The 18,881-nt window shown below is 56.9% G+C and carries 23 protein-coding genes; 12 read left to right on the plus strand and 11 right to left on the minus strand.

Going from position 1 to position 18,881, the window contains the following annotated elements; genetic code table 11:
* Positions 1-290: 290 nt before the first annotated feature.
* From CKW18_RS17805 to CKW18_RS17815, 3 genes are all read left to right on the plus strand, one after another.
* A complete protein-coding gene (locus tag CKW18_RS17805) occupies positions 291-593 on the plus strand; it encodes a hypothetical protein (RefSeq protein ID WP_095189999.1) in 303 nt (100 codons plus the stop codon).
* Positions 590-898: a hypothetical protein gene (locus CKW18_RS17810; protein ID WP_095190000.1), complete on the plus strand. Its 309-nt coding sequence runs from the start codon at positions 590-592 to the stop codon at positions 896-898. Before CKW18_RS17805 ends, CKW18_RS17810 begins: the two co-directional genes overlap by 4 nt.
* An 81-nt stretch (positions 899-979) precedes the next feature.
* A complete protein-coding gene (locus tag CKW18_RS17815) occupies positions 980-1,306 on the plus strand; it encodes a hypothetical protein (protein ID WP_095190001.1) in 327 nt (108 codons plus the stop codon).
* Here CKW18_RS17815 and CKW18_RS17820 read toward each other — a convergent pair.
* Together CKW18_RS17820 and CKW18_RS17825 are read right to left on the minus strand one after the other, a co-directional pair.
* On the minus strand, positions 1,289-1,666 hold the full coding sequence (locus CKW18_RS17820; protein ID WP_095190002.1) for a hypothetical protein: 378 nt from the start codon (positions 1,664-1,666) through the stop codon (positions 1,289-1,291). The two genes, CKW18_RS17815 and CKW18_RS17820, sit on opposite strands and share 18 nt — an antisense overlap.
* Positions 1,667-1,751: 85 nt before the next feature.
* Entirely contained in the window at positions 1,752-1,967 is a 216-nt protein-coding gene (locus tag CKW18_RS17825) for a hypothetical protein (protein ID WP_095190003.1), read from the minus strand.
* Positions 1,968-2,049: 82 nt separating this feature from the next.
* Here CKW18_RS17825 and CKW18_RS17830 point away from each other — a divergent pair, with 82 nt between their 5' ends.
* A complete protein-coding gene (locus CKW18_RS17830) occupies positions 2,050-2,829 on the plus strand; it encodes a DUF2786 domain-containing protein (RefSeq protein ID WP_095190004.1) in 780 nt (259 codons plus the stop codon).
* Positions 2,830-3,338: 509 nt separating this feature from the next.
* Here CKW18_RS17830 and CKW18_RS17840 read toward each other — a convergent pair.
* Positions 3,339-3,593, minus strand: coding sequence for a hypothetical protein (locus tag CKW18_RS17840; protein ID WP_095190006.1), 255 nt, complete (start codon positions 3,591-3,593; stop codon positions 3,339-3,341).
* Positions 3,594-3,653: 60 nt separating this feature from the next.
* Here CKW18_RS17840 and CKW18_RS17845 point away from each other — a divergent pair, with 60 nt between their 5' ends.
* Positions 3,654-4,235, plus strand: coding sequence for a hypothetical protein (locus CKW18_RS17845; RefSeq protein WP_095190007.1), 582 nt, complete (start codon positions 3,654-3,656; stop codon positions 4,233-4,235).
* 99 nt (positions 4,236-4,334) lie between these two features.
* On the opposite strand, the gene CKW18_RS17850 is transcribed toward CKW18_RS17845, so the two are convergent.
* Positions 4,335-4,988 carry a hypothetical protein gene (locus CKW18_RS17850; protein WP_095190008.1) on the minus strand — a complete coding sequence of 218 codons (654 nt, stop codon included), beginning with the start codon at positions 4,986-4,988 and terminating at the stop codon, positions 4,335-4,337.
* A gap of 124 nt (positions 4,989-5,112) precedes the next feature.
* On the opposite strand from CKW18_RS17850, the gene CKW18_RS17855 reads away from it, so the two are divergent.
* Positions 5,113-5,439 carry a hypothetical protein gene (locus tag CKW18_RS17855; protein ID WP_095190009.1) on the plus strand — a complete coding sequence of 109 codons (327 nt, stop codon included), beginning with the start codon at positions 5,113-5,115 and terminating at the stop codon, positions 5,437-5,439.
* Between the two features lie 91 nt (positions 5,440-5,530).
* Here the strand turns inward: CKW18_RS17855 and CKW18_RS17860 are convergent, their stop codons facing one another.
* Complete coding sequence (locus tag CKW18_RS17860) at positions 5,531-6,037, minus strand: hypothetical protein (RefSeq protein ID WP_095190010.1); 507 nt, start codon at positions 6,035-6,037, stop codon at positions 5,531-5,533.
* Between the two features lie 88 nt (positions 6,038-6,125).
* On the opposite strand from CKW18_RS17860, the gene CKW18_RS17865 reads away from it, so the two are divergent.
* The 3 genes from CKW18_RS17865 to CKW18_RS17875 are packed head-to-tail and all read left to right on the plus strand — an operon-like array spanning position 6,126 to position 7,960.
* On the plus strand, positions 6,126-6,620 hold the full coding sequence (locus CKW18_RS17865) for a hypothetical protein (RefSeq protein WP_095190011.1): 495 nt from the start codon (positions 6,126-6,128) through the stop codon (positions 6,618-6,620).
* A gap of 46 nt (positions 6,621-6,666) precedes the next feature.
* Positions 6,667-6,909, plus strand: a complete 243-nt coding sequence (locus CKW18_RS17870) for a DUF4224 domain-containing protein (protein WP_095190012.1) — start codon at positions 6,667-6,669, stop codon at positions 6,907-6,909.
* 1 nt (position 6,910) lies between these two features.
* Positions 6,911-7,960, plus strand: a complete 1,050-nt coding sequence (locus CKW18_RS17875; RefSeq protein ID WP_095190013.1) for a tyrosine-type recombinase/integrase — start codon at positions 6,911-6,913, stop codon at positions 7,958-7,960.
* A gap of 60 nt (positions 7,961-8,020) precedes the next feature.
* Here the strand turns inward: CKW18_RS17875 and CKW18_RS30060 are convergent, their stop codons facing one another.
* Together CKW18_RS30060 and CKW18_RS17880 are read right to left on the minus strand one after the other, a co-directional pair.
* Complete coding sequence (locus tag CKW18_RS30060; RefSeq protein WP_141233114.1) at positions 8,021-8,248, minus strand: hypothetical protein; 228 nt, start codon at positions 8,246-8,248, stop codon at positions 8,021-8,023.
* Between the two features lie 257 nt (positions 8,249-8,505).
* Complete coding sequence (locus tag CKW18_RS17880) at positions 8,506-9,444, minus strand: hypothetical protein (RefSeq protein WP_095190014.1); 939 nt, start codon at positions 9,442-9,444, stop codon at positions 8,506-8,508.
* Between the two features lie 233 nt (positions 9,445-9,677).
* Between CKW18_RS17880 and CKW18_RS17885 the strand changes: the two genes are divergently transcribed.
* From CKW18_RS17885 to CKW18_RS17895, 3 genes are read left to right on the plus strand one after another with little or no spacing between them, the layout of a single operon-like run.
* Positions 9,678-10,517: a hypothetical protein gene (locus tag CKW18_RS17885; RefSeq protein ID WP_095190015.1), complete on the plus strand. Its 840-nt coding sequence runs from the start codon at positions 9,678-9,680 to the stop codon at positions 10,515-10,517.
* 6 nt (positions 10,518-10,523) lie between these two features.
* Positions 10,524-12,665, plus strand: coding sequence for a S8/S53 family peptidase (locus CKW18_RS17890; protein WP_095190016.1), 2,142 nt, complete (start codon positions 10,524-10,526; stop codon positions 12,663-12,665).
* Positions 12,652-13,875 (plus strand): serine protease, encoded by a 1,224-nt coding sequence (locus CKW18_RS17895; RefSeq protein ID WP_095190017.1) that lies wholly within the window; start codon positions 12,652-12,654, stop codon positions 13,873-13,875. The genes CKW18_RS17890 and CKW18_RS17895 overlap by 14 nt, the downstream gene beginning before the upstream one ends.
* A gap of 745 nt (positions 13,876-14,620) precedes the next feature.
* On the opposite strand, the gene CKW18_RS17900 is transcribed toward CKW18_RS17895, so the two are convergent.
* Genes CKW18_RS17900 through CKW18_RS17915 form a run of 4 tightly spaced genes read right to left on the minus strand, consistent with a single transcriptional unit; the run spans position 14,621 to position 18,856 of the window.
* A complete protein-coding gene (locus CKW18_RS17900) occupies positions 14,621-15,739 on the minus strand; it encodes an agmatine/peptidylarginine deiminase (protein WP_095190018.1) in 1,119 nt (372 codons plus the stop codon).
* A 47-nt stretch (positions 15,740-15,786) separates the two neighbouring features.
* Positions 15,787-16,890 (minus strand): extracellular solute-binding protein, encoded by a 1,104-nt coding sequence (locus CKW18_RS17905; protein ID WP_095190019.1) that lies wholly within the window; start codon positions 16,888-16,890, stop codon positions 15,787-15,789.
* A 1-nt stretch (position 16,891) separates the two neighbouring features.
* Positions 16,892-17,800 carry an N-carbamoylputrescine amidase gene (aguB, locus tag CKW18_RS17910; protein WP_095190020.1) on the minus strand — a complete coding sequence of 303 codons (909 nt, stop codon included), beginning with the start codon at positions 17,798-17,800 and terminating at the stop codon, positions 16,892-16,894.
* Between the two features lie 3 nt (positions 17,801-17,803).
* Positions 17,804-18,856 (minus strand): agmatine/peptidylarginine deiminase, encoded by a 1,053-nt coding sequence (locus CKW18_RS17915; RefSeq protein WP_095190021.1) that lies wholly within the window; start codon positions 18,854-18,856, stop codon positions 17,804-17,806.
* Between the last annotated feature and the right edge of the window lie 25 nt (positions 18,857-18,881).

An 18,881-nucleotide genomic window follows, 5' to 3' on the forward strand; every position in this document is an offset into this window, starting at 1 on the left:
GGCCCAGCAGCGAAAGCCGCGCCGCTCTTTCACAATCTGGAATCTTCGCGGATCGATCCCCGGCAACGGGAACAGCGCGAAACACAAATTTCGATCCCCATGCCAGCTCTGGAACTGGCCGGGCTCCCTCATGAGAGCACGCAAAGTTGCACAGCCACCCGATGTGACGCCAGTAGCGGCAGCGGGCAGAGAGAGGACTCCGGCGTCGAAGTGCAGCGAGAAACGGAAAGCATCACTGAGCAGCCTTCTCGCGAGGGCTGCTTGGGATGACAACCGATAGGTAATCAACCATGAAGCACGCAACAGAAATTGCTCAGGTCGAAACGCACCCACTGATGCAACAGCGCGTCGATGTTCTGCGCGTCCTGATGATTCGTACCCAGGCAGCACGCGAGACGTTTGCGCGACTCGCAGGCCTAGTGATGCCGGAGAAGCAGGTGCGCTTCCAGGTGAGGACGGTCGGCAAGGCCTTCCATGTCGTCAATCTGTCCACCGGCAAGACCGCGGCGTTTCGCTGGACCTACAAGGCGGCGCTCGACATGGCGATTCAGTTCGAAGCAAAAGCCAACCGGCCAGCAGGAGGTCAGCAGTGATCGGCGTACCGCAATCTAACCCCCGAGACTGCATCGTCGCGAGCCTGAACGAGCAGCTGGAGCAGTTTTTTGGCGCCGGCGGCAAGGCCCAGCAAATCCCCAGTGGCGTAACTGGCGATCCAAAGCTGGCATCCACCCCGCACCACGATCGTCTGCGCGTCGAGCGCAACAAGATCGCCCCGAAGGTGCGCGAACTGGCCGAAGCCGGCAAGACCATCAGCGAGACGGCCAAGACGCTGCACATGCACGTCAAACGCGTGCAACTGATCGCCACCGAAAACAAGTTCAAATTCGTCGACTCATGAGACGGATCAGCAGACAGGTGCAACAGCGCCGCAAACAGACATGGCTGGACTTGCCGGCCAGCGGAATTGAAGAGGTAGGCCATGGCCAAGAGCAACGCGCAATTGCAGAAGGACAAGCGAGCGAAGGAAAAGGCGCTGCTCGATCGGATCGGCGCCGAGAAGCGCTCGCTGATTGTTTCGAAGGCGCTTGATGATGCACTGCTGATCCTCGGCGAGCGCCACGGTTTCGAGGAATGGCAGGAGACCGTATCGACCTTCCTGCTGAACCTTGCGGCCGCACCCGCCGAAGACTCCGCACGGTTCGCGACCATGTCACGACCCGAGATCGCAATCACCGAAAAGCAGTCGCGACAGCTTGAGGCTTTCTCGACATCGAGCCGTACACGGCAGCTACTTGAACATTCCTAGTAAACCGGCAATTACTGCAGGCCCTATAGATATCAAAGCCTGCAGCACAGTCACCGCATTTGAAGAATTCTGTACGAAACTCCATAGCTGAGTTTTTTTGATGACTTTTTCTTTGGATACGGCATCCGCTGCTGGGACTTCTTGGAGTGCGAGCAATACTTTTTTCACATAGGCCGGAGGAGTATTTGGTGGAAGCCCCAGAGCTTCCAGTACGTTCGGCGGATCGCGCTCAACAATGGCTTTCTCGCAATTGATGATGCGCATACTTCCCGTCATCTCCACGTCGCTGCCATGGGTAACCTCGATACCCGTCCCACAGTCGATTATATGGCAATCGGTGAAATTGATTTTCATCGGCATGAAACACTCCTTCCGACCCAGTGCCGGTCACCCGTAATACCTCAACGCAAACCAAATTGCCACCATCGGTCACGGAGGGCCGCGTCTACCTGGAAGAGCTTTCGAAGCTACCCGGTAGAAACGGTGATCCGCCGCGGCCCTTCTTTTTCTTGCGCTTTTTCACTGCCTTCGAGCCTAGAGCTCTTTTCATCGCAGCTTTTACAGCCTCTTCCGGCGTCAGCTCTATGCCATCTGCCGCAGCTTGTGACTTCGCTGTATCGAGACCATTGATGAACCGCTGGGTTCGTTTATCGAATGCCATTTTCACCCCTGATCCGACCCCATGCCGGGCCGAACACAAATACCCCACTTCTACGAATCACGCCAGCCGGCGAGGATACCCTATGTCCGCACAACAGATCGATGAAAAGAAACTCGAGCGCGCGATCCGCAAGATCAAGCACTGCCTGGCACTGGCTCAGAGCGCCAACGAGAACGAAGCCGCTACGGCACTGCGACAGGCCCAGGCACTGATGCGCGAATACCGCCTGACCGAAATGGATGTGAAGTTGAGCGACGTCGGCGAGGTCGAGTCGGACCTTCACCGCACCAAGCGTCGGCCAGCATGGGATCAGCAACTGAGCATCGCCGTAGCGGATGCATTCAACTGCACAACCCTTCGCCGGAGGAAGTGGAGTTCTGCAAACGGCCAAGTCATCGAGTGCGCGACATTCGTCGGCGTTTCGCCCGCGCAGAACATCGCCCTGTATGCGTATGAGTCCCTGCGCAGAAAGCTTACCCAAGCGCGCAAGGAATACTGCTCAACAGTCAGGTCTGGGATTCAACACAGTGAGTATTCGGCAGAAACCGCCGGCGACCACTTTGCACTGGCTTGGGTGTGGGAAGTCCAGTCGAAGCTCAAAGTGCTTGTGCCTCAAACCGATGACGCCCCGCTCGGTCAGCCCGCGAACGGCCAAGACCTTGTCGCAATTCAGGCGCAGGACAAAGCATTGATCAGCGAATACCTCGCCACTCAGGACATCAGAGAGTCGCGGAAAAGAAAGGGCGTCGAACTGGATATGAACGCCCAGATCGCCGGGATGCTTGCCGGCAGCAAAGTAGAACTGCAAGCCGGCATTACGCGGGGCGGTGACGAGATTCTGGCCATATCCGCAAGCGTCTGACCGGAAACGCGGGAGCGCTTCCAGCCGCAGAGCGTGCCATCGAAGTGCTAAAGAAGGCTATCTAGCCCGCAAAAAAACCACTTTTCCGTTTCTGTTGGTCGGAGCCATCCAAGCTCCAAAGCTCTTCGTCTGTTCCGAGCACGTGTTTTATTTGCGAGTGATTGTGGCAAAGCGCCGCCACTCTCTCTGGAGTCATGTTTACAGATTTGGCTATTGCTCGGGTCGACCGATGCTCGTATTTATCGGTCCTCTGGAACTCACTGACTAACCAGCTATAGATTCGTTTGGAATCCCTGGCGTTATCCCACCTGCGCTTAACCACTTGCACCGCAATCACTAGCCCGCCACCGATTGCTCCGGCGACCACCTCGCTCCAATCCGACATTTTCGCCCCCTCATTGGCTGTTCGCTGAACTGTAGCTGATCTCAAACCACCCTCCACCGCCCCGGCATAGGACACCTCATGCGCCAAGAACTAAACTGAGCTACTGCACCTCCCGCTTACTCACTCAGGGGATTGAGATATCCAGCAAAAGGTAAATATTGATATCGACCGGGGTGATCCACGGGGACTGCTTATTTTCGGCTCGCATCGTCAAGTAAGCCCTGGTGCGCTCTACGTGAAATTTTTGCTTGCGGATCAACATTTCTTCGACGAGCTGTTTAGGAACGCCGTAGTACCCACACCCTGGACAATCTCTCTCCACGAAATGTCCTGCCGACAGCAGCTCTATATCTGTCTCGCCGCAGATCAAGCACGCCATTCTCCTGCCCTCCTTGTGAACGACAAATCAACTGTAGCCGACTCTCGGCGAGGTATTTCCATGCCCACAGAAAACAAACCAGCCGAGCCACTGAAGGTTGAGCGCTCGACAGTAACGAAGCTGGTGATCACCGGCGCGCCGAGTCTCGACCCGATCACCGTGTTCCTCGAAGACCTGGCGCCCAAACGAGGCAAGATCACAGTCAGCTGCTGGGGGAAGAGCTGGACCGCCTACTGGGGCGGCATGTGGGATGGGCACACCATTGCGCAGTTCTTCTACGAGTTGAACACCAGCTACATCATCGGCTACTTCGACCCAGCTCTGAGATCACGACAATTCAGCGGTGATGCTCTGGCGAACGAAGCGCAGCGCTTGGTGCTGAAAGGGCGACGTCGATTCAGCTACACATCGGACGAAGCCCGCGAGATGTTCGACGCGGGAGAGGATCTGCGCGAATCACCATCGCTTGATCATCTCCACGGTGCCCACAGCGAACTGATGACCAAGCTGTTCGGCGATGAGTGGTGGCATATGACGAGCGCCGCAACTGAGCCCAATCCCGATTACGCCTACCTCGAGCGAATCATCCTCGCGGTGCAGCAGACGCTTCGCCGGGAACAGCTACTGCAGGAGGCGGCATGAAGCGTATCGACTCAGCAGTTCCAATGACCAGCATTGCTGGAAATAGCACACACCAAGCTATATGCACGATTTCAAGCATTTCTGAGATGTGGTTTGTAGCTATTTTACCCCTTGATCTTCATCTGTCTTCGCAAGTAAATTTTTAACGATTTCCTTGAACCTTAAGGACGAAGGAATACTGTCTCCGGTGCATCCTTGGTAATGGGCACGAGCTTCGACTATCTGCCCCTTAGCCCAAATAATAAGAGCGACATCAATCGCATAGCGCCGCTCTAGTAAGTATTTTTCTTGGATGCCGGTGGCTACCGCAAAGCTTACATCTCTTTCCAGACGCTGCAAGCTGTCTCGAATAGTACAAACGGGATCGACTAATTCCGGAACAGGCAATGCAAGAATATCAATAGAATCGAAGTTTCTTTTAAGCCCCGAATACAAACTTAAACTCATCTCGAGTGTTCCGGTAATGGTACTCGTGTGCAAGCCGTCCCCCACTCTCACTGCGCGCTGTGCTAACTGCCCAAGTCCGTCGAATATCACCAGATTTTTATTATTCGACATCTCTGCTTGCTCACGTCCTTGCCTCGATGCAATTTCAGATGCAACGAGAATAGCCGCTACGGATCCGACCGCCTGAACCCACGCCGCTACCGTCGAACCACTCCAATCAAATACGAACATCATGTAGATGAGAGACGTTAATAGCAAAAGATTCGCAACAGAAAAATACGGCTTAAATAAGTCAGTAAATCTCATCTGCAAATTCCTCATAAATCGACAAATAACTGTCGCGTCACTATTTCACAGTGCAACGCCTCGTGCGCTCTCAGAAGCATTGAATCCCATTAATAGTAGCCGCTATAGCGGCAAGGACGAAGTCATGCCTGAAGAAATCGTTTTGATCCAGCCAGCCCCAGTCTTGCGCGACGAAATGGGTTCTTTCCAGCACCCGGATATGCCCGACTTCGACGAGGGTGACGGCGACAAGTGCAAAGCCTGGGTTGCGGAGCAGGGGCTGAAAGTGACGCAGGTATGCCTCGAATACGCCGACGAGGCAGTTGCTGATCGCTACTTCGAAGCCGGCGACCCGGATTTCAGTTACTGGGAGCCTGAGCGTCCAGATGGCGAAGGCTGGTTCTGCTTGGCGATTCACGACACCGACGATGGCCCGGTCTGCTGGTGGGCACGCCGCGAGGTGGCGCCATGATCTTGGCCCCGCTCTAAATGGCATACATCATCTACAGGGGGCCGTGGCGATGACTAAACAGATCACATCGCATTCGGCGATTGCGTCTAGCTCATAACCCTGATCGATCCCGACGAAACATCTCATGTAATTTTGCTGCTTCGATCCCCTCTCGCATACTTGGAAATCGCATCGCCCACTGCCCTAGCAGCTGAACAAAGATTGTGTGAAGGTCGAGGCTTTCAGCACTTATCTCAATGCACAAAGCCCGCAGGTCAATTTTCTGCTGATTATTAATATTTCCCGGCCAGCCTGTTTGCTCATGAATACGATGCACGACGGTGTGGCGCTTCTGAATTAGCTCAAGAACCCTCTCTTCAAGCTGGGCAATAGGCTCCACATCGGACAACTCCTTTAAAAGAGCTTTCACTGGTTGCTTAAGTGCCTTCGAGGCGTTAATCGAAACAACATCTTCGATCGTAAGGGCGTTAGCCTGCTTAATTGCCAGCCTGGAAGCAATTATAAAAATATTTTCAAACTGCTGCGCACTGACAACTGCCATTCCGATGGCCTCGTAAATTTGACCATCAGTTATTTCCGAAGCGTCTGCACCGCCCATACGAAGATCTCCTTCAACCAAGTTTCAAAAGCGCTCTATAAAACCTTCAACTTTAGATCCGCCATTGTACGGCGGGTGGGAAATTCATATGTCATCAATGAACCGCTTCCACGAAACAGCGAGCGATGCGCTGGAGAAGATCAGCGCCAGCGTTCCTGAAGGCGCCAAGCTCTGCCTGACCATCTACACCCCTGAAAAACCAGAACTCGATATTGTGCTGCAGGACAAATGGCTCGACCTGGACGAGGTTGTTTCCACCCTGCGCCGGCGTGGCCTGAGCATCGACGGCGACAACGCCTACAAGCGCGACTTGCTGGATTCTGTAGTCGGTGCACTGGCGTTCGGCGCACAGAACAACAACCCGCCACCAGTTGGGCACTGGGGCCAGCGCTTTTGGGATATCGGCCGAGAGGAGCGCGAATTGAACGACGAGCTGGTCGCCGCACTGAAGCTCAACCGAGAGAACCTGTGCGCCTGCCAAGCAACCATCCACTTGGCCGGCTACTTCGATCCTGCATACGTCAACGATGCTCAGGCGGCCATGAAAGTCGCCGACGCAGTTCTGGCCAAGGTCGGCGCATAACCTATCACCACCTTCTTCCGCCACGCGCGGCATGGAGCAATACCTCATGGAAACCGAAATCCTCTCCGACGAGGAACTGGCCGCACTCACCGGCTACAAGGCCCGGGCTTACCAGCGCCGCTGGCTGATTGATCGCCAGTGGGTGTTCGTCGAAAGCCGCGGCAAGCGCCCGCTGGTGGGCCGCATGTATGCCCGCATGAAGCTGGGCATGATCAGCCCTACAGTTGCCGATCCGAACCCGCCGCCGGCAGCACCGGTATGGACACCAGACTACTCGCGAGTGAATTGATATGCGCCCCCGCAAGGCCGACACACGCAACTTGCCGCCTCGAATGTACCAGTGGACGCGAACACGAAAAAGCGGAAAGGTTTGGATCGCCTATTACTATCTGGACATGACAGGCAAGGCGATCCCGTTGGGCAAGGATCTGGACTTGGCCAGGGTCAAATGGGCGGAGCTGGAGGCGAAGGAAAAGCCGCTTGATCTACGCACCATGAAAGGCATCTTCGACCGATATATCCGCGACATCGTATCGAAGAAAGCGGCACGGACGCAGAAGGACAATTTGGCGGAGATCAAGCAGCTTCGGCCGATGTTCGACAGCGCTCCCATCGACTCAATCACCCCTGCAACTATCGCAGGGTACCGCGACGCGCGGACCGCCAAGGTTCGGGCGAATCGCGAGATTGCCACCCTCTCCCACGTTTTCAACATTGCTCGAGAATGGGGGCTGACCACCAAAGAAAATCCCTGCCAGGGCGTGCGAAAAAATAAGGAAACACCGAGGGACTATTACGCAAATGATGTGGTTTGGGATGCTGTTTACATAAAGGCAGCTCAAGAGCTGAAAGACGCGATGGACTTGGCCTATCTGACCGGGCAAAGACCGGCAGATGTCCTGGTCATGAGGAAGGACGATGTCGAGGGAAATTACTTGGGTGTGCAGCAGAACAAGACACACAAAAAGCTGCGTATCCAGATTACTGACGGTGATGAGCCAAACAGTCTGGGCCTGTTGATCGGGAAAATGGCCGAGCGCAATGCTCAGCACATTTGCAGCTATTTGATCGTGAGCGCACGCGGCAAGCGGATGACCGCGAAGATGCTTCGCGATCGATGGGACAACGCCAGAGAAAAAGCCAAGAAAGAAGCTGAAGAAAAAGGCGATGTTCAGCTCGCTGAGAAAATCGAAGGCTTCCAGTTCAGAGACATCAGGCCGAAAGCGGCGTCGGAAATCCTCGACGTCGGCGATGCGAGCCTACTCTTGGGGCACACCAAAGGAGACATTACCGAGCGCGTTTATCGACGAGTTGGCGCCATTGCCAAGCCATCGAAATAGTCCCAAAAACCGTTACAAAACTCAAAATCCGCCCCTTGTAGAATGCGGGCTGTAGAGGTGTCAAAAAATAAACGTATCGTAACGAAAAGCGGCTACAGGCCCCGGTTTCATTGGCTTTGCATATCGGTCTTGAAAACCGTCGACTGTAACAGGTCCATGAGTTCGAATCCCATCGCCTCCGCCATATTTTGTACCGACAAAGCCCTGATTATTCAGGGCTTTGTCGTTTCTGGCATTCAGAAATTTTGCGCCTCTTTTCATGGATCGTTTCCGCATCTTTTCGGTCATTTCCGCAACCCTGCCCTCGACATCACTGGTGCGACTTCGAAACTCAAGTTACGGAGCAACCTTCAATAGGCAGCTTCCAGCCAATAGCATACCCTCCAACTCGGATCTCAACCCTTACAGGCCCCTGCATGTGCAATGTGGGAAATGATCTGAATCACACCTCCTCTAAATCCTGCCAATTAGGCGCAGCTGGAACACCAGGTCGCGTCTACACGGTGGGCGGCACTAGCAGATCATAAGGCCCTTGCGCATACGCTCTAGTCCTCTTTCTTCCCTTCCTTTTCGAGTTTTTTCTTCCAGGCCTCCTTGGCCACTGGGCCAAGGGCGTCGGTCATAGCCTTGATTTCGGCCTTGCTCTGACTATCCAGCCCTGCGAGCGTGCCGGTCTCCACGACCGAGAAGTTGATGTACACATTACTGCTTGCCGGGTACTTCAACGGTTTCGTGTAGTTGAAATAATCTTCAGCCACAGACTTGTAGTTGAGCGGGCCATTAGACGACGGAGCAGACACCGCTATCCCACCGATGCTCACCGCGTCGGCGACATTCTCCTGCGCGCTTCCGGACTTGAAGCCTGTAGCGGCAGCGGCGACACTCAGACCTATGCGGCCTTTGCCCTGCCCCTCATCCTTGGTTAACGCCCGACTGGTCCGCGATGCCACCAGTGCTGGCGCGAATTGGAAAGCGGCTGTTTCCTGATCATGTGTCTGGAACGACTGCTTCACCAGCAAAATGGACATTTGCGCCGCTGGGTCGGCTTGGTCTTTGATTCTGGCCAACACCACGCAGCTCGAGCTGTCCCAATTTGCCGTGGGGCCAGACCATGAGGCGTTCCAGGACTTGATGGAGCGTTCCTGGAATTCACCAACCTTGCGGTTGACGGCCGCGACACTCAGGTCCCATGCGGTATTGCCGATAGCGGTCAACACAGGTACCAGAACCGCAGCCAGCGCCGGGTTCGCATCTGGCACACACAATTGCTTCCATCTGCCATCATCCCGACGGCCGAACAGTTGCTGCCAAGTGGATATCGTACTGCCCTTGCTTACTTCGAAAATCTGCGCCGTCACCGGTACCAGCATGACACGTTCCTGATCACCGGTTGCCGGATCAAGTTTGGACGTGGTGAACATCGTCCATGTCTGACACCCGCTCAACAATAGGCTTGAAAAAGCCACCGCCATTATCTTATGCATCGCGAAGCTCCTCTGTCTTCCTTGCCGAAGTTGCAATTTGCATGACTGGGTATAGTCGATCTTCCACACCGTGCCGCCCCGAGTTGAGGTCGATAGTGTCATCATCCGACTAGTGGCATTGCGCAATTAAACCGCCATATCTATACCCAGTGTTGTGGCACCCGCCGGAGCGGGTAACAACCACCATCATCGTCGGGAGTTGCGCAGTCGGCGACCATGCAGAGGGCTCTGACATGCTCCGCTGGTATATCTTGACAGCCTTGTCCTTCGCGGCCTTGGCAACAGCCTCGACCCTCTCCCGGGAAGACATCGAAGCCGCTGTCTCGGCACAGTCGTTCGATGCAGCGTTCAAGCCGTTCCTCGGCAAACTGCCCCAGCTGGTGATTACTGAACAAGGCAATGCGATCTACTACATTCTCGAAGGTGACCTTTTACTGGACGAGGAAGGTGTCCAGGCGTACCTGATGGCCCTACGCCGCGGCCAGGTAACCGCAAGGGATGGCGAGCTTCTGGTATTGACCGAACAGGGCAAGAAGGTGATCTGGCCCAAGGGCCAGCGACAGCTGACCTATGCCGTGGACCGTGGAAGCTTTCCCAGCCGAGCCCAATACCAGATGGTGGTGGACAATATGCAAGCGGCCGCGCAGGACTGGATGTTCTGCCAGGAGTGTGCAATCAGTTTCGTCCACAAGTCCACGTTGGACCCCGAGCCGAAAACAGGCCAGGTAACTTTCATTGTGCGCTATTCAGCCAATGTTGACGGGGCCTTCGCAGTGGGCTTTTTCCCCAACGCAGCGCCAGCCTTACGCTACGTGCGCATCACTCCCGCTTACTTCACCTCCGATTACGACCGTGTCGGCATCCTGCGGCACGAGTTGGGCCACGTGCTGGGCTATCAACACGAACAGGCGGTTGGGATACCTGGCTGTGTCCGGGAGGGCAACAAATGGCAGGAGATATCACCCTACAATCCAAAGTCGGTCATGCACTACTTGTGTGGCAGTGGCGGGACCAAGAGTCTCGTCTTGCAGAACACTGACAAGGCCGGGCATCGCGCCACCTACGGGGAGTGATTTGCCATGAATCCACTGTGGTTGTTAAGTTTGCCACTGGGCGCGGTAATGGCAGCAGAACCTGACCTGCCTCTGGTTCCCCCTCCCGATCCCTCTGCCTTCGAACAAATGCGCAAGGAAATCGCCGAAGCACCTAGCAGCCAATCGAACCTGCCTACGCAGATCGACAGCGGCGTGCTGGTGTCCTTTGAAGGCGGCAACGTTGGGCAGCACGTCGCGAAGATCATGCTGGACCTGGGCAAGGAAGACAGACTGCCGAGTGAACTCTACAAGGTACAAGCCGGCGACACCCTGTGCGGCCTGCTCGACAAACGTGGCTATCCCCCTCCATGCCCCCCCATGTTGGAAGTGGTTCGGCAACTCAACCCTAATCGACCGACGACCCAACAGTTGAAGATCGGAGAGGCGATCAACCTGCCCACCCTGGCTACCTGGCCGGCGATCGCCAGCAAACGGGTGGCCGCAGCAGGTCCGCTCACCCGCGACAACTGCACTCCGGCCTCGGATGCCTTGTTCAAATACTGGTCGAATCTAGAGCCGCGGGTCGTCAACTGCATCCCCGGCGCTGCCGAACATCCACCTAGCTCTGTCGTGCAATACCGCGCCTACCAGTTCGTTGTACCGACGGACACCGACGAAACATCGTTGAAAATCCGTGCGCAATTGGAAAACAGTAAAAGCGCCAATGTTTACTTCGATGTAATACCCCATGAAACTGATAACGGCTCGCGGCTTTACGCCGAAAACGCGTTGACAGCAGATACCTGCCCCAAAGGTCTAAGCGATGAAAAACCTATCGATTACCTTAACCAGTTCGACTACGACCGCGACGCACTGACGGCCGTGCGCGACAGCATGTACCCTGGCGGTGCGAAACGCGATATCCGGGTCGTGCCGGTGTACCTCATCGATACCCCACTGGACCCATCCCCTAACCTATTCCCCGCCTATGTCAAAACAAAACCTACGAAAGCATTGAGCTGCCAGTGGGCTTCACCTTTCAGCAATCGATTCCACGGCACTCACCTAGCCGGTTTGATCGGCAGCCAAGGCTACGGTTTTCGCAGCATTTCAACCAATGCTGCGATTTTCTCCTTCGTCTGGAACAAGGTAAGGGACGACGATCAGTTGGACCCGGTCCCAGACCGCAACGTCCAATTGCAGCAACAGATCCTTGGTGACGCGGACGCGCCACGCGGCATGACACGAGCGATCTATGTGGCGGCGACAAAGTTCACGTTTAAAACCTTGAGGCCTTTGGGTGAACGCTTGGGTAACTCCGAGTACCGCTGGCAGGAAGCGATCCTCAAGGCTGTCAAGAATTCGCGGTCGTTATTCATCGTCTCCGCTGGGCAAACCGCCACGGAGCAGGAACAACCCAGCGAGCTGGCCAACATTTCCAGCAATGCACCGCAGAACCTCGGCGATTTGCCGAATGTCATCGTCGTCACGGCGTGTACCAGTTGCGGTCGCAACAACGCCCGCCTGATGCCCAGCGCCAACTTTGGCAGCGGCCCCAGTCCAATCGTCCAACTCGCTGCGCCAGGAGGGCAATCGATACCCGGATGGGTGACGACCGACCGCATTAGTTCGGCTAGCGGTACGTCGCAGGCCACGGCGTTGATCGCCAGTGTTGCTGCGGCGATGCGCGGAGCCTGGCCAGAGGCCTATCTCGAGCCTGTGGCAATCAAGGTGCGCTTGCAGGTCACTTCCCGCCCCATGTCACGAAACCCCGACGGCTCCGCTAATCCAGACGGAACCAAGATTGCCGCCGGGGTCGCCGACCCGGTACTGGCAATGCTCGATCCCGAGCGGCACTGGTTGAAGGAAGGCGGCCAATGGCGAGCCGTGAAGATTCGGGGGATACAAACGCCAACTATCTTTTTCGCCGATCCCAGCGGTAATCGTGACCAGGCCAGCCGCAATGCCCTCAAGCGCGTCCTGACCTTATCCGATGGTAGCCAGATGGCCTATGCCTATGACCTGCTCAATGGCGTCGGTGACCCCGGGGTGGTACGCCGCATCGGCCCAACACAAGTGGCCGAAGGCGAGCTGACGCTCTGCGACAGGGACGATCCAATTCCCCTAGCCGATATCCAAGACATCATTTTTTCCCCAAGAGGCATTGAGAAGAATGAATGTCTTTAAACACGCCTTTTTCCTCTGCCAGATGGTGATGGGGGCAGATGTGCTTGCCGACCAATGCAAGACCGGCGAGTCCGTCACCAACTTTGGCGCCTGGTTCTCCCTAGGAGCGCGGCTCACGGCCAGCCAACCATTCCAGCCCATCAAGGCACCCGCCGGGCAATGGACCGTCGACAGCATGAAATTGCGCCTCGAGGTTGCCTCGGGTACCGACCGCCAGTGGCATCTCCTGGTCTATGCCCCCGACTATCGGGTACTCGCGAGCTTTGGCCCGAACGATTTCACTGACAAAGGCCAGCTGACGGTATCACGCTGGACCGGCCGCTTGTTCCATGATCGGGTTCAGGTCGAACTGGTGACCGCCCGGCCCGACTCGGACATTGTCATCAAGATCCCTGCTGGTATCGCCCTGCCGAAAGAAAGCGGTGACCAACGTGTGTTCTCCGTACAGACGCCCGGCGTCGTGGGCTGGAACGACCTATTCCCCAAAAATGGGGCAATGGGCGATATTCTGCCGCGCAAGGCCGGCGCTAAGGTCGGCATGCTTATGACCGCTCAGCAGTCGCCTGGGGGCAACAGGAGCGCCTGGTGCTGTTCCGCCATGATGATCAGCCCAAGCCTAGCATTGACCAACTGGCATTGCGGAGGCGACAACAGCTGGATGCAACCCGCCGATTACTGGGAAGGCAATGTATGCGTCAATGCAACGCTGGATTTGGCTTGGGATGGTGGCACGATCAGACGCCAGTACAACTGCACCCATGTCGAGGCTAAGAGCGATGCACTGGATTACGCAGTGCTGCGCGTGCAGCCTGTCGTTGGTAGCGGTGGTGTGGCTGGCGAACCGGTATACGAGCGCCTAGCCAATACTCCTGACGCAAAGCTTGATGACGCGTTCATCGTCCACCACAGCATGTGTCAGATCAAACAGGTGAGCGACAAATGCAAGGTTCTCACCCTCGACCATCCGAACTGGCTAAAGGGCGATGGCCCTCGCGAGATCACCCACGATTGCGATACGGAGCACGGCGCATCCGGGGCGGCGGTCTTCAATGCCCAAGGCCAGATGATCGCCCTCCACCATTTGGGCTTCCGCCGAGACCCGCAGACCTGTGAGCGGCTGGACAGGGTCAACAAGGCGGTACCACTGAGCCACATCATCGTCGACCTCAAGAAGAACACGCCCGAGCTCGCCAATGAGCTAGGGCTTTGAGCGTCGGTTAGGCGTGTGCGAAAAATGCTTGCGGGGCAATCTTACTGCGTTGAAAACAGGCTCGGATACCCATGACAGCCAGTTGTTATCGCCAGCATGGCATCGACTCAGTGGGTCAGAATCTCATCAGCTCCAACCATCCAAAGCTGCAATTCTGTTTTGGTCGAAACAATTTGTCGACTTATCGGCACTTTGGAGCTGTAGACCCAGGGTATTTCGATGGCATGGATTTAGCGACTACTACTTCCACTGAAAGTCCGCTCCCAGGCACGTCTCGCTGCAGCCAGATGGCGGAAAAAGAGGCTAGATAAAAGACGTACCGTAGCGCGATATTTTTAATTATCAAAATTCAGTTGACGTGTGTTTATGCTCATCTTTTTGCACTCAATGGCGGTTACAGTCAACATCGCTTGGAGGGCCGCTATTGGCTGGTTGCGGCCGTTTAAAAACAACCGCTTTCAGCCAAAAGCGGTCATCAGTAACCCATTTTTTATGACTTTACTCGGTCGTTACTGGTGAACTCTTTTTGATGCGAATATATCTGAAGTCTTCCCAATACTTACTGGAAACAGTGAGTTATAGACACGAATACTCTTTGCACATCAAACAGGATGTCAACCGCTCTCTTTAGCCGACGCTAATGCCAGACATAGCCAAGCACAAGCCAATGCTGCAAACATGGCTTCCTGCGTACCGTAGCTGTTTGGGGCTTCCGCGTTTCCAGTTGGCAACGCGGTGCCGCTATCTAAGCTGGTTGATGACTGGTCACACAGTGAATCCCGCCACCACCGGCGGCGATGGCGTCGATGTTGAGCTGTACCACTACGCGATCCGGGTAGAGCTTTTGCAACAGGTCGAAGGCCTTCTTGTCGGCGTCCTGGTCGCCGAACTCCGGTGCGATTACAGCGCCGTTGATCACGAAGTAGTTGATGTAACCGGCCGCAAAATCGTCGTTGTCCCTGTTGAACTTCGTTTTGCGCGGTTTCAGCGGCGGCGAAACGGTGTGGATCTGCAACGGGCGACCATCGGCATCGGTGGCCTTTTTCAGGATTTCCAGGTGCGCCAGGGTGACCTTGTTGTCGTAGGAGCGCGGGTCGGTGTCGAGGTTGGCGATGACCACGCCGGGCGTGACGAAGCGTGCGTAGAAATCGACGTGGGCGTCGGTGATGTCCTTGCCCTTGATGCCCGGCAGCCAGATGATCTTGCGCAAACCGAGGCGTGCTTTCAGTTCTGCCTCGACATCAGCCTTGCTCCAGCCGGGGTTGCGGTTTTCGTTGACCCAGCAGCTTTCGGTCATGATCGCGGTGCCGTAGCCATCGACTTCGATGCCGCCGCCCTCGCCCACCAGCTCGCTGCGCTGGTAGGTCGCCTGCGCATCGGCCGCCACTCGTTTGGCGATCTTCGCGTCCTTCGAATGCTGTTGCTTGTTGCCCCAGCCGCTGAAGTTGAAGTCCACCGCGCCCAGGCCGTTCTTGTCGTCGATGACGAAGTTGGCGCTGATGTCGCGCATCCAGATGTCGTCGAGATTGGCAATCTGGTAGGTGATGTTGGACGTGCCGCAAATCTCTTCAGCCAGGCTGCGTTCGCCGCTGCGGCAGTAGATGGTCAGCGGTTCGTAACGGGCGATGGCGCGGGCGATCCGGCCCAGCGCTTCCTGGACGTCTTCGGTGAAGTCTTCCCAGATCGCATCCTGCGCGCCGAAGGCCATGTAGGCGCGTTCGTGCTTGTCGCCCTCGTCGGGCATGAACCAGCGACTTTCGCTGGCCGCCAGTACGCGCGCCGGTGCCAGGCCGAGGCCCATAACGGCAGCGCCTACGCCGGCGGCGACTGAAACCTGTTTGATGAACTCGCGACGAGTTGGCATGTGTAACTTCCTGATGTGTAAGGGGCTGCCAAAGCAGCCCGGAAAAATCACTTTGCAGTGGCGGTCTTGAACTTGGTCCAGGTGCGCATGCGGGCGCGCATGTCGGCCTGGGGAATATCCTTGCCCGGTATCAGACGAGCATAGGTCGCTTCGTCGAGGTAGATGTCCGGGTTATTGCGCATGACCTCGTCCACGCTCGGCCGGGCCTTCGCGTTGGAGGTCGGGTAACCGGTGAAATTGCTGATCGCAGCCATGTTCTCCGGACGCATCACGAAGTTAATGAAGGCGTAGGCGTATTCCGGGTGTTTGGCATCGACCGGAATGGCCATGGTGTCCATCCACACCGTGGTGCCCTCGCGGGGAACGCGGTACTGGAAGCTGGTATGCTTGCCGGCGCTGTCCGAGGTGCGCTGGACCTGGGTCATGTCGCCGCTGTAGCCGAGGGACAGGCACAGATTGCCGTTGACCAGATCGGTCACCGGTTGCGACTGGAACTTGCGGATGTACGGCCGCAGCTTCATCAGCAAGTCACTGGCCGCCGCCAGATCCGCAGGCTTGGCGCTGCGCGGGTCGCGGCCCAGATAATTGAGCACCACGGCCAGCACTTCGTCCGGCGAGTCGATCATCGAGATCCCGCAATCGGCGAATTTCGCCGCCAGCTCCGGTTTGAACAGCATGTCGAGACTGTTGACCGGGGCGTCGGGCATGCGCTGCTTGATCTGCTCGGCGTTGTAGGTCAGACCGATAGTGCCCCAGGTGTACGGCACCGTGGCCTTGTTCGAATGCTCGTAATGACTGCGCAGCTTTTGCAGGCCTGGCTCGATGTCGTTCATCGCCGTGACCTTCGAAGGATCCAGCGGCAACAGGCTGCCGGCACGCATCAGCCGTTCGGCCACAGTGTCACCGGGGAAGATCAGGTCGTAGCCGCTGCCGCCGGAGAGCATCTTGGCCTCCAGGGTTTCGCTGCCGTCCATCACGTCGTAGATCACCTTGATCCCGGTTTCGGCGGTGAATCTAGTCAGCGTGTCTTCGGCGAAATAATCCGCCCAGTTGTACAACCGTAGTGTCTTGTCTTCAGCGTGCACAGCCGGCATCAAGCTAGCCAGCGCCAGGCCCAGAGCGCTCAGCAACCTCTTTTTTGAAGTAGGCATATCAGACTCCTTGAGGATTCCAGCGGGCGTGAAGGTGACGGCCGTCCTGGCTCAACAATGCGTCGTACATTTCCGGGCGACGGTCGCGGTAAATGCCCCAGCTCATACGCTCTTCGCGCATGGTTGCCAGATCGAGGCTTTGCACCAGCACGCCGGTACTGGCACGGTCGGCTTCGGCGAGTATTTTTCCCTTGTGGTTGCAGATGAACGACGAGCCGTAGAAATTCATTTGCAGCGTCGCATCGGTGCCCGCCACTTCACGGCCAACGCGGTTGGAAGCGATCACCGGCAACATATTCGCAGCCGCGTGACCGCGCATGGTCATCTGCCAATGGTCGCGCGAATCCAGATCCGCGCAGCCCGGCTCAGAACCGATCGCCGTCGGAAACAGCAGCACTTCGGCGCCCATCAAGGCTAGGCAGCGTGCGGTTTCCGGGAACCACTGATCCCAGCAGATGCCTACGCCGAGGCGACCGAAGGCGGTGTCCCAGACTTTGAAACCGGTGTCGCCGGGGCTGAAATATTCCTTCTCCTGATAGCCGATGGCGTTGGGGATGTGGGTCTTGCGGTACACGCCCAACAGGCGCCCGTCGGCATCGGCTACGCTCAGGGAATTGAAGTAGGCATTGCCGGCCTTCTCGTACCAGCTCAGCGGCAACACAACGCCCAGTTCCCGGGCCAGCGCGGCGAAACGCGACAGCACCTGACTGTCGCGGTACTCCTCGGCCAGCCCCATATGATGGTGGCTTTGTTCGATGCAGAAATACGGCGTGGCGAACAGCTCCTGCAACAGGATCACCTGTGCGCCCTGCCCGGCCGCTTCACGCACCAACTGCTCGGCGCGGTCAAGGTTGCCCTTCAGGTCCCAAGTACACGGCATCTGGGTGGTGGCGACTTTCAATATCGTCATCGATCAACCCTCCACTGGCCAGGCTGGCTGTTGCTGGGTGATGCAGTGCACACCGCCGCCTCCATGGGCCAGATGATTGATCTGCACCGGCACCACTTCACGTCCCGGGAAGGCCTTGGCCAGGGTTTCTGCCGCCACATGGTCGGCCTCGATGCCGTACGCCGGCATGATGATCGCGCCGTTGGCGATGTAGAAATTGGTGTACGAGGCGCAGAACACTTCGGCTTCGGTGTCCGCCGCATCGGTTGCTTCATACAGTTCGATCAGCTCGAATTTGCGGCCCTGGGCGTCGGTGGCCAGTTCCAGTGCGCGACGGTTTTCCCGCACGACTTCGGCGTACACCGAGCTACGATCATGGGTTGCGTCCACCAGCAACACACCAGGGCGAGCGAAGGCGCAGACGCCATCGACGTGGCCGTCGGTCATGTCGCCAGTCACGTAATCAGGATCACCCGGCAGCCAGATAGTTTTCTTCACGCCGAGCAGGCGACTGAAGATATCTTCCATTTCGGCCTTGCTCACGCCGGGGTTGCGGTTGGGATTGACCAGCACTGATTCGGTGGTGATCAGCGTGCCCTCACCGTCCACATGGATCGCGCCGCCCTCGTTGCTCAGCGCCGTGCCGAAGCACTCGCCGCCCAAGTGATTGAGCACGCGACGGGCCAGGCTTTCGTCCAGATCATGGGCCGACTTGCCGCCCCAGGCGTTGAAACGCCAGCTCACACCGGCCAGACCTTGTTCAGGGTGAACCACGAAGCTTGGGCCGGAGTCGCGGCACCAGCTGTCGTTGACTGCCAGTGGAATCAGTTCGATGTTCGGTCCGCACAAGGCTTTGGCACGGGCGATGGCCGACGGATCGACGACCATTTTCACCGTTTCGAACCGGGCGATGGCATTGGCGACGCGGGCGAAATCTTCCTGCACCAACACCAACGTGACGCCCCAGCCCGACTCCCACAGGGCCTGATTGTGTGGCCAGACCATCCAGGTCGCCGCGTGCGTCACCCACTCTGCCGGCATCATCCAACCGCTGTTGTTGTTTTTGTTCTGCTGCATGGTAAAAAGCCCTTTGAGTTAAGCC

The organism is Pseudomonas sp. Irchel 3E19 (assembly GCF_900187585.1).
GTDB lineage: Bacteria > Pseudomonadota > Gammaproteobacteria > Pseudomonadales > Pseudomonadaceae > Aquipseudomonas > Aquipseudomonas baetica.